Raw genomic sequence first — 14,338 nt, forward strand, 5'->3', positions numbered from 1 at the left:
CGATCAGCCCTAACGAACGGAAGTGCACATCATGACCGCCATCATCGACATCATCGGCCGCGAAATTCTCGATAGCCGGGGCAATCCGACCGTCGAGGTCGACGTCGTGCTGGAAGATGGTGCGCTCGGCCGTGCTGCCGTGCCCTCCGGTGCCTCCACCGGAGCCCATGAGGCGGTGGAACTGCGCGACGGCGACAAGGCCCGCTATCTCGGCAAGGGCGTCACCAAGGCGGTCGGGGCAGTCAATGGCGAGATCTTCGAGGCGTTGAGCGGCCTCGACGTCGAGCAGCAGGTCCAGATCGACCAGATCATGATCGACCTCGACGGCACAGCGAACAAGAGCCGGCTGGGCGCCAACGCCATCCTCGGGGTCTCGCTGGCCTGCGCCAAGGCGGCCGCGAACTCGCTCGACATGCCGCTCTACCGCTACGTCGGCGGCACCTCGGCGCGGCTCTTGCCGGTGCCGATGATGAACATCATCAACGGCGGCGTGCATGCCGACAACCCGATCGACTTCCAGGAGTTCATGATCCTGCCCGTGGGCGCGTCCTCCTTCGCCGAGGGCCTGCGCTATGGCGCGGAAGTGTTCCACACCCTCAAATCCGAATTGAAGAAGGCCGGCCACAACACCAATGTCGGCGACGAGGGCGGCTTCGCCCCGAACCTGCCGTCGGCCGATGCCGCGCTCGAATTCGTCATGAACGCGATCGGCAAGGCGGGCTACAAGGCGGGCTCCGACATCGTGATCGGCCTCGACTGCGCTTCGACCGAGTTCTTCAAGGACGGCAAATACGTCTATGAAGGCGAGGGCAAGACCCGCTCGATTTCCGAGCAGGCCAAGTATCTGGCTGACCTCGTCTCGCGCTATCCGATCGTCACCATCGAGGACGGCATGTCCGAAGACGACATGGACGGCTGGAAGGAGCTCACCGATCTGGTCGGCAAGAAGTGCCAGCTGGTCGGCGACGACCTGTTCGTCACCAACGTCAAGCGCCTCGCCGAAGGCATCAAGGCCGGCCGCGCCAACTCGATCCTGATCAAGGTCAACCAGATCGGCACGCTGACCGAGACGCTCGCCGCCGTCGAGATGGCGCACAAGGCCGGTTACACCTCCGTGATGTCGCACCGCTCCGGCGAGACCGAGGATTCCACCATCGCCGATCTCGCCGTCGCCACCAATTGCGGACAGATCAAGACCGGCTCCCTTGCACGTTCCGATCGCACCGCCAAATACAACCAGCTCCTGCGCATCGAGCAGCAACTCGGCAAGCAGGCGCTCTACGGCGGCAAGGCGGCACTGAAGGCGCTGGCATAAGCCGGCGCTTCAACGAGGACAGGGGAGGATCGACATGAGCGACGGCAAGACCGGCCTGCAACTGCGTTCGCTGATCAGGAAGAGCGGAGAGCTCGAGATCTCCCTTCTGGACGTGCCGACCCCCGAGCCCGCCGCGGATGAGGTCGTCGTCCGCGTCGAGGCGGCGCCGATCAACCCGTCCGACCTCGGGCTCCTGATCGGCGCAGCCGACATGAGCACGGCGAAGGCGTCGGGCACCAAGGACGCCCCCGTCATCACCGCGAAGGTGCCGGAAGGCGCGATGCGGGCGATGGCGGGCCGGCTCGACGAATCCATGCCGGTCGGCAACGAAGGCGCGGGCGTCGTCATCAGGACCGGCTCGTCGGATGCCGCCAAGGCGCTGATGGGCAAGACCGTCGCCATGATCGGCGGGGCGATGTATGCGCAGTACCGCACCCTGAAAGTGCGCGAGTGCCTGCCGCTCCCCGCAGGCACCACATCGGCGGAAGGCGCGTCCTGCTTCGTCAATCCGCTCACCGCACTCGGCATGACCGAGACCATGCGGCGCGAGGGTCACAAGGCGCTGGTGCACACTGCGGCCGCCTCCAATCTCGGCCAGATGCTGAACAGGATCTGCATCAAGGACGGCATCCCTCTGGTCAACATCGTGCGCAGCAAGGAGCAGGCCGATATCCTGCACAAGATCGGCGCCAAATATGTCGTCGATTCCACCGCACCGAGCTTCCTCGACGATCTCACGGCCGCGCTGGTCGAGAGCGGCGCCACCATTGCCTTCGACGCCATCGGCGGCGGCAAGCTCGCCGGCGACATCCTCAACTGCATGGAAGCCGCGATCAACAAGACCGCGAAGGAATACAGCCGCTACGGCTCCAACGTGCACAAGCAGGTCTATATCTACGGCGGGCTCGATGTTCGTCCGATCGAGCTGCCGCGCGGCTTCGGCATGGCCTGGGGTGTCGGCGGCTGGCTGCTGTTTCCGTTCCTGATGAAGATCGGGCAGGCGGACGGGGCCAGGCTGCGCCAGCGCGTGGTCGACGAATTGAAGACCACCTTCGCCAGCCACTACACCAAGGTGGTGTCGCTTTCCGAGGCGCTCGATCCCGCCAATATCGCGGTCTACGCCAAACGCGCCACCGGCGAAAAATTCCTCATCAACCCGAATAAATAATCGTGATGTGCGACGGCACGTCACTGAAAGAAGGTCTTGCCTTCTGAGCGAAGCCGGGGATTATTCCGCCGCCATTTGCACGCGGGAAAACCGCGGGGCGCTCAGAAGGGGACCTCATGACCGATCTTAATCGCCGCCATTTGCTTGCAGGCGCCGCCGCCTTCGGTGCGGCTGCCGTGACCGGCTTTGGACCGACCGCCAATGCCTCAGTACCGCAAGCCGGCACGCAGGCGCCGGGCTTCTACCGCTACAAGGTCGGCAGCTACGAGTGCACCTCGATGAACGACGGCGCGCGCACCTTCCCGATGCCGGACAAGTTCGTCGTCAATGCGCCGAAGGAGGAAGCGCTCGCCGCGGGCGAGGCGGCCTACATGCCGAAGGGCATGGTGACCATTCCGTTCAACCCGCAGCTCATCAACACCGGGTCCAAGCTCGTGCTGATCGACACCGGCAATGGCATTGCCAATTTCGAGGCGAGCAAGGGGGCCGTCGGCCGCACGCTGCAAAATCTCCAGGCCGCCGGCGTCGATCCCAAGAACGTCGACGTCGTGCTGCTGTCGCATCTGCATCCCGATCACACCAACGGCATTCGTCTCGCGGACGGTGCGCTCGCGTTCCCGAATGCGGAGATCATGGTGCCCGGCAAGGACTGGGAGTTCTGGACCAGCGAGGACAACACGGCCAAGGCCGAGTCCAACCCGATGATGAAGAACAATTTTGCGAACGTGAAGAAGACCTTTGCCGGCCTCGAGTCCAAGGTGACGAAGTACGAATGGGGCAAGGAGGTCGCGCCCGGCATCACCTCGATCGCGACACCGGGCCACACGCCGGGTCACACCTCGTTCGCGGTTGCCTCGGGCGATGCCAAGGTCCTGATCCAGTCCGATGTCACCAACATCCCGGAATTCTTCCTGCGCAATCCGGACTGGCACGTGATGTTCGACACCGATGCCGCGCTGGCGCAGGAGACGCGCCACAAATTCTACGACATGGCGGCGGCCGAAAAGGCGACCGTGATCGGCTTCCACTTCACCTTCCCTTCGGTCGGCCATGTCGAGAAGGGCGGCGCCAAGTACCGCCTGATCCCGTCGGCGTGGAATCCGACGATCTGAGCCGGTTTGCGGGTCTGCGCGAAAGATCGGGCCGCCGCATGGCGGCCTGATTGTTTGGGGCAACCGTTTCAGAAACTCAGCGTTTCCAAATCGTGCCGGTCCATGCACTTGCATCCATCGGGCCGGATCGCTTAAGTGCCGTTACGGCACCCCCGCTCAAGCTTCTCAAGGACACCCATGGCCTACAACATCGTCGTGATCGCCGGCAGCCTGCGCAAGGACAGCTTCTCGCTGAAGATCGCCAACGCGCTCGCCAAACTCGCGCCGGCTTCGCTCAAGCTCGAGGCCATCACGCCCGCGGGCATCTCCTTCTTCAACCAGGACCTCGAGGGCGCGCCGCCCGCGGACTGGCTGGCCTTCCGCGACAAGCTCCAGAAGTCCGATGGCGTGATCTTCGTCACCCCCGAATACAACCGCGCCATCCCGGGCGTTCTGAAGAACGCCATCGACGTGGCCTCGCGCCCCTATGGCAAGAGCTCGTTCAACGGCAAGCCGGTCGGCATCATCTCCAACTCGCCGGGCCCGCTCGGCGGCGTCAGCGCCGCCAAGACGCTGCAGACCATTTTGCCGGGCATTGCCGGGCCGATCATGCAGCAGCCGGAAGCCTATCTGAATGCGGTCGGTGACGCCTTCGATGCCGAAGGTAACCTGACCAAGGATTCCTTGAAGCCCGTGCTCCAGGCCTATATCGAAGCCTTCGCCGCGCACGTGGCGAAGCACCACGGCTGAGATTGCGCTCTCCGTCATGGCCGGGCTCGTCCCGGCCATCCACGCCTTAGCCAACGGTGACGAAGATCGTGGATGCCCGGGACAAGCCCGGGCATGACAATGACGATTGGTGGCAGGGGTGGTGGCAATTAGCACTCCCTTAACCAACCTATCCCATCTTCCCAGGATGGTCTCCCGCGCGCGCCTGAAATCGATCCTGACCGGCCTTGCCCTCTACGCGATGGCGGCCGCCATCGTCGGCTATTTCGGCGTCAACGCCTACACCGGCAAATACGGCCTCAACGCCCGCCAGGAACTCGACCAGGAGATCATCGCGCTGACGAGCGAGCTGGCCCAGCTCAAGCGTGAGCGTGCCAGGAGCGAGCAGCGGGTGTCGTTGCTGCGCACCTCGCGGATCGATCCGGACATGCTGGACGAGCGGGCGCGCTACCAGCTCGACTATGTCAATCCGCACGATCTCGTTCGGATGACCCCGGCGAAGTAGGACGCCGTCAGCCTCCGCTGTCGCCTGCGCGAGCACGGCCACCTCACTGATTCCGTTGATCCGAGCCGACCGAGACATCGGCGGAGCGCGTTGCCGTCATGCTGATGGCGCCAGCATGTCTGCAATCTGGCACTCCACACACCTCGTCGTGAGCGAAGGGAGCTAAAGTTGCCTGATCGAACCCAAACACTGTGCAATATTTCGACTACGTTGCAGTGCGGCATAATCAAACCTGCGATGCATCGCTGTGGTGCTTTCCAAGCGCATTTGAACTGGGTTAGAGAGGTCGAAAGTTTTCTCTGACCCGGAATTCCCATGGCCGCACCCAAGAAAGCCGCCGCAAGCACTCCACAGGACAAGACCGACGGCGGTTCGCCCCCGGAATTCACCAGGGAGCAGGAGCTGAAAGCGCTCCGCGAGATGCTCCTGATCCGGCGGTTCGAGGAAAAGGCCGGCCAGCTCTATGGCATGGGGGCGATCGGCGGTTTCTGCCATCTCTATATCGGCCAGGAGGCCGTGGTGGTCGGCATGCAGATGGCCCTGAAACAGGGCGATCAGGTCATCACCGGCTATCGCGATCACGGCCATATGCTCGCCACCGGCATGGACGCCAACGGCGTCATGGCCGAGCTCACGGGCCGCCGCGGCGGCTATTCCAAGGGCAAGGGCGGCTCCATGCACATGTTCAGCAAGGAGAAGCACTTTTACGGCGGCCACGGCATCGTCGGCGCGCAGGTTTCGCTCGGCACGGGTCTCGCGTTCGCCAACAACTATCGTGAAAACGGCAATGTCAGCGTCACCTATTTCGGCGATGGCGCGGCCAACCAGGGCCAGGTCTATGAGAGCTTCAACATGGCGGAGCTGTGGAAGCTGCCGGTGATCTACGTCATCGAGAACAACCGCTACGCCATGGGCACCTCGGTCTCGCGCGCCTCGGCGCAGCAGGATTTTTCCAAGCGCGGCGCGTCCTTCAACATCCCGGGCAAGCAGGTCGACGGCATGGACGTTCGTGCCGTGAAGGCAGCGGGCGAGGAGGCGGCGGCCTGGTGCCGTGCCGGCAAGGGCCCCTTCATCCTGGAAATGCAGACCTACCGTTATCGCGGCCACTCGATGTCGGATCCGGCAAAATATCGCACGCGCGAGGAGGTCGAGAAGGTTCGCCACGACCAGGACCCGATCGAGCAGGTGCGCAACCGTCTGCTGGCGGCCAAGGTCAGCGAGCAGGACCTGAAGGCGATCGACGCCGAGGTGCGCGACATCGTCAATGCCTCCGCCGACTTTGCCCAGCATGATCCCGAGCCGGAAGCCGCCGAGCTCTGGACCGACATTTACCGCTGAACGCGCGCAAGCTTCCTTTTGGAGTCGATATGCCAATTCAAGTGCTGATGCCCGCGTTGTCGCCCACGATGGAAAAGGGCAACCTCGCCAAATGGCTGAAGAAAGAGGGCGAGCAGATCAAGTCGGGCGACGTAATCGCCGAAATCGAAACCGACAAGGCGACGATGGAGGTCGAGGCGACCGATGAGGGAACGCTCGGCAAGATCCTGATCCCGGAGGGCACCGCGGACGTTGCGGTGAACACGCCGATCGCGACCATTCTCGCCGATGGCGAAAGCGCCGCCGATCTTGCCAGGGCGTCCGCGCCCGCCAAGCAGGAGAAGGCCGCGGAGTCCGCTCCGCCCGCTGCTGCAAAGGCTGAGGCACCCGCGCCCAAGGCTTCCGAGAAGGCCGCGCCGGCGCCGCAGGCCGTCGCTGAGCCCGATCCGGAAGTGCCTGCCGGCACCGAGATGGTGACGCAGACCATCCGCGAAGCGCTGCGCGATGCCATGGCCGAAGAGATGCGCCGTGACGCCGACGTCTTCGTGATGGGCGAGGAAGTCGCCGAATATCAGGGCGCCTACAAGGTGACGCAAGGGTTGCTCCAGGAATTCGGCGCCAAGCGCGTCATCGACACCCCGATCACCGAGCATGGCTTTGCCGGCGTCGGGGTCGGTGCTGCCATGACCGGGCTGAAGCCGATCGTCGAGTTCATGACCTTCAACTTCGCCATGCAGGCGATCGATCAGATCATCAACTCCGCGGCCAAAACACTCTATATGTCCGGCGGCCAGATGGGCTGCTCGATCGTGTTCCGCGGGCCGAACGGCGCGGCTGCGCGCGTCGCCGCCCAGCACAGCCAGGACTACTCGGCCTGGTACTCGAACATCCCGGGCCTCAAGGTCGTCGCGCCGTTCTCGGCTGCCGATTACAAGGGCCTGCTCAAGGCCGCGATCCGCGACCCCAATCCGGTGATTTTCCTTGAAAACGAGATGCTCTACGGCCACACCGGCCAGGTGCCGAAGCTCGACGATTTCGTGATCCCGATCGGCAAGGCCCGCATCGTACGCTCCGGCAGCCACGTCACCATCATCTCGTGGTCGAACGGCATGACCTATGCGCTCAAGGCCGCCGACGAGCTCGCCAAGGACGGTATCGAGGCCGAGGTGATCGACCTGCGCACGCTGCGCCCGATGGACACCGAGACCATCATCAACTCGGTCAAGAAGACCGGCCGCGCCGTCACGGTTGAAGAGGGCTGGGCCCAGAGCGGAGTCGGCGCCGAAATCGCCGCACGCATCATGGAGAACGCTTTCGACTATCTCGATGCGCCCGTCGCGCGCGTCTCGGGCAAGGACGTGCCGATGCCCTATGCCGCGAACCTTGAGAAGCTGGCGCTGCCCTCGGCCGCCGAAGTCGTCGAGGCCGCCAAAGCCGTCTGCTACAGGTAGATCATGGCGGGCCCGAAGGAGCAGCCACTGCCGCCCGACGTCATGACCCGCGAGGACGCGGTCGAGATCCTGCGCGTGTTCGTGCTGGATGGCGGGCTGTCGATGGCGTTCCAGCGGGCTTTCGAAGAGCCCGATATGTGGGGCCTGCTGCTGGTCGATCTCGCCCGCCACGCCGCGCGCGCCTATGCGCGCGAGAGCGAATACACCGAGGAAGATGCACTGAGCCGGATCCTCGAGATGTTCCAGGCCGAGATCGAGCGTCCGACCGACACCGGCGCCACGACGCCGCGCGGCAAGGGACACTGAACATGGCGATCGAATCCTATCACTTCGATTTCATGCTCGAGGCGATCCGCGAGGCGGAGGCCTCGATCGCACAGGGCGGTCTGCCGATCGGCGCGGTGCTGACGCGCGACAACAAGATCATCGCGCGCGGTCACAACAACCGCGTGCAGGAGAACAACGTGATCCTGCACGGCGAGATGAGCTGCCTGCGCGAGGCCGGCGCGATCACGTTCCACGACACCGTCATGTACACCACGCTGTCGCCATGCTCGATGTGCGCCGGGGCGCTCGCCCTGTTCAAAGTGAAGCTGGTGGTGATCGGAGAATCCGTCACCTTCGAGGGCTCCAAGGATATCCTCGACAGGTTCGGAATCCCCTGGATCGACCTTACCGACGACCGCTCCATCACCATGATGAAGAATTGGCGTTCCAATCCTGCCAATGAGCGCCTGTGGCAGGGCGACATCGGCAACTAATCCCCGGTCGTCTTCGCTGTCGGAGACGGTCTCTTGCAAAGTTCTTCTTGAGGTCAGCATGCCCATCAACATCCTGATGCCCGCTCTCTCGCCGACGATGGAGAAGGGCAACCTCGCCAAGTGGCTGAAGAAGGAAGGCGACAAGGTCAAATCCGGCGATGTCATCGCCGAGATCGAGACCGACAAGGCGACCATGGAGGTCGAGGCCATCGACGAAGGCATCATCGCCAAGATTCTGGTGCCCGAGGGCACGCAGGACGTGCCGGTCAACGACGTGATCGCGGTGCTCGCCGGCGAAGGCGAGGATGTGAAGGCGGCGAGTGCTGCGAAGCCCAGCGCTTCGGCCGCACCTCCGAAAGCTGCCGAGGCTCCCGCCGCTCCAGCTCCAGCGCCTGCCGCGCCCAAGGCTGCGCCGGCACCTGCCGCTGCTCCAGCGCCGCAGGCTGCCGCACCTGCCGCGCAGAGCAACGGCCATGGCGGCCGCGTGTTCTCGTCGCCGCTGGCGCGGCGTCTCGCCAAGGACGCCGGGATCGACGTGTCGATGGTGGCAGGCACCGGCCCGCACGGCCGCGTCGTCGCCCGCGACGTCGAGCAGGCCAAGTCCGGCAAGGGCCTCAAGGCACCCGCGGCGGCACCGTCCGGCGCACCCTCGATCGCGCCGACCATGTCGGACAAGCAGATCCTGTCGCTGTTCGAGCCCGGCTCCTACGAGGTCGTGCCGCATGACGGCATGCGCCGCACGATTGCGCAGCGCCTGACCGCGTCGATCCAGAACGTTCCGCACTTCTATCTCACCATCGACTGCGACATCGGCAAGCTGCTCGCCGCGCGCGAGGAGATCAATGCGGCTGCTCCGAAGGACAAGGAGAAGAAGGCGCTCTACAAGATTTCGGTCAACGACTTCGTCATCAAGGCGATGGCCGTTGCGCTCCAGAAAATCCCGAACTGCAACGTCAGCTGGACCGAAAGCGGCATGCTCAAGCACCATCATTCCGACGTCGGCGTCGCCGTGGCGATGCCCGGCGGCCTGATCACGCCGATCATCCGCAAGGCCGAGACCAAGACGCTCTCGACCATCTCCAACGAGATGAAGGATTTCGCCGCCCGCGCCCGCTCGCGCAAGCTCAAGCCCGAGGAATACCAGGGCGGCACCACCGCCGTTTCCAATCTCGGCATGTTCGGCATCAGCCACTTCACCGCCGTGATCAACCCGCCGCATGCGACCATCCTCGCGGTGGGCACCAGCGAGGAGCGGCCTGTCGTGCGCGGCGGCAAGATCGAGATCGCAAACATGATGAGCGTGACGCTGTCGTGCGATCACCGCGCCATCGACGGCGCGCTCGGCGCCGAACTGATCGGCGCCTTTAAGCAGCTGATCGAAAATCCCGTCATGATGATGGTCTGACGCGCGGTTGAGGGGACAACGTTGCATGTCCGTACCCGCTGGCCATGGATGTCGCTGCTGCTTGGAGCAGTCGTCGCGCTCAACCCGATTGGGCTCGATTTTCTTTACTCCGCGTTCCTTGCCGGTGAACAACTGGCACGGAACATCGCCCAGCCTATCGTGCTGATTGCCTTGGCCGTGATGGCTTTGGCGACGACGCTCGAATGGCTGGTGAGGTCTTTTCTGATCAAGCGCCGCGCCCGCGGCGCCTCTTGAGTTGAATGGGAGCCGCAATGGCCGACACATCCTTCGACGTCATCATCATCGGGTCCGGCCCGGGCGGCTATGTCACCGCGATCCGCGCCGCCCAGCTCGGTCTCAAGACCGCGATCATCGAAAAATCCTATCTCGGCGGCATCTGCCTGAACTGGGGCTGCATCCCGACCAAGGCGCTCTTACGCTCCGCCGAGATCTACCACTACATGCAGCACGCCAAGGATTACGGCCTGTCGGCCGATAACGTCTCGTTCGATCCGAAAGCCGTGGTGCAGCGCTCGCGCGGCGTCTCCGAGCGGCTGAACGACGGCGTCGGCTTCCTGATGAAGAAGAACAAGGTCAGCGTGATCTGGGGCGCCGCCTCGATCGACGCGCCCGGCAAGGTCACGGTAAAGAAGTCCGACGTCGAGGCGCCGAAGGGCACGCTGGGCGAGGGGAGCTATCAGGCCAAGCACATCATCGTCGCGACCGGCGCGCGCCCGCGCGTGCTGCCCGGGCTCGAGCCCGACAAGAAGCTGATCTGGACCTATTTCGAGGCGATGGTCCCGGAGAAGATGCCGAAGTCGCTGCTGGTGGTCGGCTCCGGCGCGATCGGCATCGAGTTCGCGTCGTTCTTCCACACCATGGGCTCCGACGTCACAGTCGTCGAAGTGCTGCCGCAGATTCTGCCCGTCGAGGATGCCGAGATCGCGGGTGTGGCGCGCAAGCGGCTGGAGAAGCAGGGCATCAAGATCATGTCCTCGACCAAGGTGACCAAGCTCGAGAAGAAGGCCGACAGCGTCGTCGCCACCATCGACGACGGCAAGGGCAAACCCGTGACCACCGAGTTTGAGCGCGTGATCTCGGCCGTGGGCGTTGTCGGCAACATTGAGAATCTCGGGCTTGAGAAGTTAGGGGTCAAGACCGATCGCGGCATCGTCGTGGTCGACGGTTACGGCAAGACCAACGTCCCCGGTATCTACGCCATCGGCGATGTCGCCGGACCCCCGATGCTCGCGCACAAGGCCGAGCATGAGGGTGTGATCTGCGTCGAGGCGATCAAGGGCCTTAATCCGCATCCCATGGACAAGAACCTGATCCCGGGCTGCACCTATTGCCAGCCGCAGGTCGCTTCTGTCGGCCTCACCGAAGCCAAGGCCAAGGAGAACGGTCGCGAGATCCGCGTCGGCCGCTTCCCCTTCGTCGGCAACGGCAAGGCGATCGCGCTCGGCGAGGACCAGGGCCTGGTCAAGGTGATCTTCGACAAGAAGACCGGCCAGCTGCTCGGCGCTCACATGGTCGGCGCGGAGGTGACCGAGCTGATCCAGGGATACGTCGTCGCCATGAATCTGGAGACCACGGAAGAAGAACTGATGCACACGGTCTTCCCGCATCCGACCCTGTCGGAGATGATGAAGGAAGCCGTGCTGGATGCGTATGGGCGGGTGTTGAATATCTAATCGCTTTTCCCATCGTCATGCGCGGGCTTGACCCGCGCATCCATCCAGCGAAGCGCTGTTCAAGGGATGGTTTGCCGGGTCAAGCCCGGCAATGACGGAGGCAAGAAACTGGCGGCATAAGAAGAAAGAATCGAGCCATGCACGACAACGACAACCTCACCATCGAACGCCCGACCTTCGTCACCCATCTCGAATGTGCGATGGAGGGCGATCGCTACGCCGCCGACGAGGTCCACAATCTCTCCAAGGCCGGCAAGCCGCTGCTGGTGCGCTACGACCTTGCGGGCGTGAAGAAGGCGCTGACCAAGGATGCTCTCACCCAGCGTCCCGGCGACATGTGGCGCTACCGCGAGCTGCTACCGGTGCGCAAATGCAAGGACATCGTCTCGCTCGGCGAAGTCACGACGCCGCTGATCCGGCTGCCGAAGCTCGGTGCAAAACTCGGCGGTGGCGAGATCATCGTCAAGGACGAGGGACGGCTGCCGACCGGCTCGTTCAAGGCGCGCGGCCTCGTGATGGCAGTGTCGATGGGCAAGGCGCTCGGCATCAAGCACATGGCGATGCCGACCAACGGCAATGCCGGCGCGGCGCTTGCGGCTTATGCGACGTCATGCGGCATCAAAACCACGATCTTCTGCCCGGCCGACACGCCCGAGGTGAATGTCAGCGAGATCGAGCTGCAGGGCGCGACTGTATACCGCGTCAACGGCTATATCGATGATTGCGGCAAGATCGTCGGCGAGGGCAAGGCGAAAGTCGGCTGGTTCGACACCTCGACCCTGAAGGAGCCCTACCGCATCGAGGGCAAGAAGACGATGGGCCTGGAGCTCGCCGAGCAGCTCGGCTGGGACGTGCCCGACGTGATCTTCTATCCGACCGGCGGCGGCACCGGCCTGATCGGCATGTGGAAGGCTTTCGACGAGCTGGAAAAGATCGGCTTCATCGGCGGCAAGCGCCCGCGCATGGTCGCGGTGCAGGCCTCCGGCTGCGCGCCGATGGTGCGGGCCTATGAGGCCGGTACCGAGCATGCAATGCGCTGGGAGGACGCCCACACCATCGCCTCGGGCATTCGCGTGCCGCAGGCGATCGGCGATTTCCTGATCCTGCGCGCAGTGCGCGAGAGCAAGGGCTTTGCCATCGCGGTCGACGACGACAAGATCTCGGCGGCGCTGAGTGAAGTCGCGCGCGAGGAGGGGCTTTTGCTGTGCCCCGAGGGCGCTGCGACCTACGCCGCCTACAAGGACAGCCTTGCCGACGGCCGCGTCAGCAAGACCGACCGCGTCATGCTGTTCAACTGCGCGACCGGCCTGAAGTACCCGCTGCCGCCGGTCACGCGCACGCTCGATCGCCACAAGCCGATCGACTACACGCAGTTCTAGCGCGGCATTTCGTCTATTCACGAACAATCCCTCTTCCCGTACGCGGGAAGAGACAAAAATAACAATGACTTCACCGGGGAGAAGACAATGAAAGCCGCTTGGGCTGCGCTGATTGCTGTTCTCGCTCTGACGGGCGCCGTGCGCGCCGACGACTATCCATCCCATCCCATCACCGTCATCGTTCCGTTCGCCGCCGGCGGGCCGTCGGATGCGATGGCGCGCGTGCTCGCCGAGCGGATGCGGACCTCGCTCGGCCAGCCGCTGGTGGTCGAGAACGTCACCGGCGTGGGCGGCTCGATCGGCGTCGGCCGCGCCGTGCAGTCGCCGCCGGACGGCTACACCATCTCCTTCGGCCATCTCGGCACCCACGTTGCCAACGGCGCCGTCTACAAGCTCAAATACGACCTCGTCGCCGATCTCGAGCCGGTGGTGCTGTTGCCGAGCAATCCGATGATCGTCGTCAGCAAGACCGCGGTGCCCGCGACCTCACTCAAGGAACTGCTGGATTGGCTGAAGTCGCGGCCGTCGCCGCCGACCGCCGGCACCGCCGGTGCGGGCTCCGGCAGCCACATCGCCGGCGTCTATTTCGAGAGCGTGTCCGGCATCAAGCTGCAATATGTGCCGTATCGCGGCACGGCCCCTGCGCTGAACGATCTCATCGCCGGCCAGATCGACGTCATCGTCGACCAGACCTCCAACTCCATCAGCCAGGTCCGCGCCGGCACCATCCGCGCCTACGCCGTCACCGACGACAAGCGCCTCGCGTCCGCACCGGATATTCCGACCGCAGCGGAGGCGGGGCTGAAGGGCTTCAACATGACGCTGTGGTCGGGCATGTGGGTGCCCAAGGGCACGCCGAAGGAGATCGTAGCGAAGCTCAACGCCGCGGCGGTGGAAGCTCTCAACGATCCCGCGGTGAAGAAGCAGCTCGAAGGCCAGGGGCTGGAAATGACGCTGCAGGATCAGCTCACCCCCGAAGCGCTCGGTAATCGCCAGAAGGCCGAGATCGCGAAATGGTGGCCGATGATCAAGGCGGCGAACATCAAGGTGGATTGAGGGCCTTGTCGCCGTCTCACGTCCTGGATTCGTCGGAGCCGGACAGGGCCATCCCCAGACATTCAAGCAGAGCGGGCGTGGAGAACGGCTTCGCGAGAAAGCAGATAGCGCCCGCTTTCAGCGCCCGGTCGCGCACGGCATCGTCGGGAAAAGCCGTCATGAAGATGAAGGGCGTGTGGTGACCAAGGCTGCGCATGTGCATTAAAAGCTCAACGCCGCCCATGACCGACATCTGCACATCCGCGATCACGCAGGACGTCGTCTTCAGTTCGGCCGATTGGAGAAATTCGTCAGCGGAGCGAAAGATGTTGACCGTGTATCCACGCGACGTCAGCAGATTGTTGGTCGCGAGGCGGACTGATCGATCATCGTCAATGACGGAAATGGCCGAGGGGATTGACAAGAATGATCGCTCCTGATCGGGGAGCCGCCGATCACGGTGCCGCACCTGGCGGAAAGTGAGCCCT

Annotated in this window: 15 protein-coding genes; 14 read left to right on the forward strand and 1 reads right to left on the reverse strand. The window is 64.0% G+C overall.

Translation table 11 applies throughout. The features are described from left to right. The first annotated feature begins 31 nt into the window (after window positions 1–31). From eno to QSV46_RS26905, 14 genes are all read left to right on the forward strand, one after another. The gene (gene eno, locus QSV46_RS26840; protein WP_314958507.1) at window positions 32–1,315 is read left to right on the forward strand and encodes a phosphopyruvate hydratase; all 1,284 of its coding nucleotides are present in this window, start codon (window positions 32–34) and stop codon (window positions 1,313–1,315) included. Window positions 1,316–1,349: 34 nt separating this feature from the next. Continuing rightward, complete coding sequence (locus QSV46_RS26845; RefSeq protein WP_314958509.1) at window positions 1,350–2,483, forward strand: zinc-binding dehydrogenase; 1,134 nt, start codon at window positions 1,350–1,352, stop codon at window positions 2,481–2,483. 116 nt (window positions 2,484–2,599) lie between these two features. Next, window positions 2,600–3,595, forward strand: a complete 996-nt coding sequence (locus tag QSV46_RS26850; RefSeq protein WP_314958511.1) for an MBL fold metallo-hydrolase — start codon at window positions 2,600–2,602, stop codon at window positions 3,593–3,595. A 177-nt stretch (window positions 3,596–3,772) separates the two neighbouring features. After that, the gene (locus QSV46_RS26855; protein ID WP_314958515.1) at window positions 3,773–4,324 is read left to right on the forward strand and encodes an NADPH-dependent FMN reductase; all 552 of its coding nucleotides are present in this window, start codon (window positions 3,773–3,775) and stop codon (window positions 4,322–4,324) included. A gap of 166 nt (window positions 4,325–4,490) precedes the next feature. Next, window positions 4,491–4,808, forward strand: coding sequence for a septum formation initiator family protein (locus QSV46_RS26860; protein ID WP_314958517.1), 318 nt, complete (start codon window positions 4,491–4,493; stop codon window positions 4,806–4,808). A 315-nt stretch (window positions 4,809–5,123) separates the two neighbouring features. Further along, window positions 5,124–6,146, forward strand: a complete 1,023-nt coding sequence (gene pdhA, locus QSV46_RS26865) for a pyruvate dehydrogenase (acetyl-transferring) E1 component subunit alpha (protein ID WP_314958519.1) — start codon at window positions 5,124–5,126, stop codon at window positions 6,144–6,146. Window positions 6,147–6,175: 29 nt separating this feature from the next. Next, on the forward strand, window positions 6,176–7,576 hold the full coding sequence (locus tag QSV46_RS26870; protein ID WP_314958521.1) for a pyruvate dehydrogenase complex E1 component subunit beta: 1,401 nt from the start codon (window positions 6,176–6,178) through the stop codon (window positions 7,574–7,576). Between the two features lie 3 nt (window positions 7,577–7,579). Next, window positions 7,580–7,882, forward strand: a complete 303-nt coding sequence (locus QSV46_RS26875; protein ID WP_314958524.1) for a DUF5076 domain-containing protein — start codon at window positions 7,580–7,582, stop codon at window positions 7,880–7,882. Window positions 7,883–7,884: 2 nt separating this feature from the next. After that, window positions 7,885–8,337, forward strand: a complete 453-nt coding sequence (locus QSV46_RS26880; RefSeq protein WP_314958527.1) for a nucleoside deaminase — start codon at window positions 7,885–7,887, stop codon at window positions 8,335–8,337. A gap of 58 nt (window positions 8,338–8,395) precedes the next feature. After that, window positions 8,396–9,742: a pyruvate dehydrogenase complex dihydrolipoamide acetyltransferase gene (locus QSV46_RS26885; protein ID WP_314958529.1), complete on the forward strand. Its 1,347-nt coding sequence runs from the start codon at window positions 8,396–8,398 to the stop codon at window positions 9,740–9,742. Between the two features lie 48 nt (window positions 9,743–9,790). After that, window positions 9,791–9,997, forward strand: a complete 207-nt coding sequence (locus tag QSV46_RS26890; protein ID WP_314958532.1) for a hypothetical protein — start codon at window positions 9,791–9,793, stop codon at window positions 9,995–9,997. 17 nt (window positions 9,998–10,014) lie between these two features. Continuing rightward, entirely contained in the window at window positions 10,015–11,436 is a 1,422-nt protein-coding gene (gene lpdA, locus QSV46_RS26895; RefSeq protein ID WP_314958534.1) for a dihydrolipoyl dehydrogenase, read from the forward strand. 137 nt (window positions 11,437–11,573) lie between these two features. Further along, a complete protein-coding gene (locus QSV46_RS26900) occupies window positions 11,574–12,815 on the forward strand; it encodes a threonine synthase (protein ID WP_314958535.1) in 1,242 nt (413 codons plus the stop codon). An 87-nt stretch (window positions 12,816–12,902) separates the two neighbouring features. Next, window positions 12,903–13,871, forward strand: coding sequence for a tripartite tricarboxylate transporter substrate binding protein BugD (locus QSV46_RS26905; protein WP_314958538.1), 969 nt, complete (start codon window positions 12,903–12,905; stop codon window positions 13,869–13,871). A 16-nt stretch (window positions 13,872–13,887) separates the two neighbouring features. Here QSV46_RS26905 and QSV46_RS26910 read toward each other — a convergent pair whose 3' ends face one another. Further along, on the reverse strand, window positions 13,888–14,274 hold the full coding sequence (locus QSV46_RS26910; RefSeq protein ID WP_314958541.1) for a response regulator transcription factor: 387 nt from the start codon (window positions 14,272–14,274) through the stop codon (window positions 13,888–13,890). Window positions 14,275–14,338: the final 64 nt, after the last annotated feature.

This window comes from Bradyrhizobium cosmicum (assembly GCF_032290525.1).
Taxonomy (GTDB): Bacteria; Pseudomonadota; Alphaproteobacteria; order Rhizobiales; family Xanthobacteraceae; genus Bradyrhizobium; species Bradyrhizobium cosmicum_A.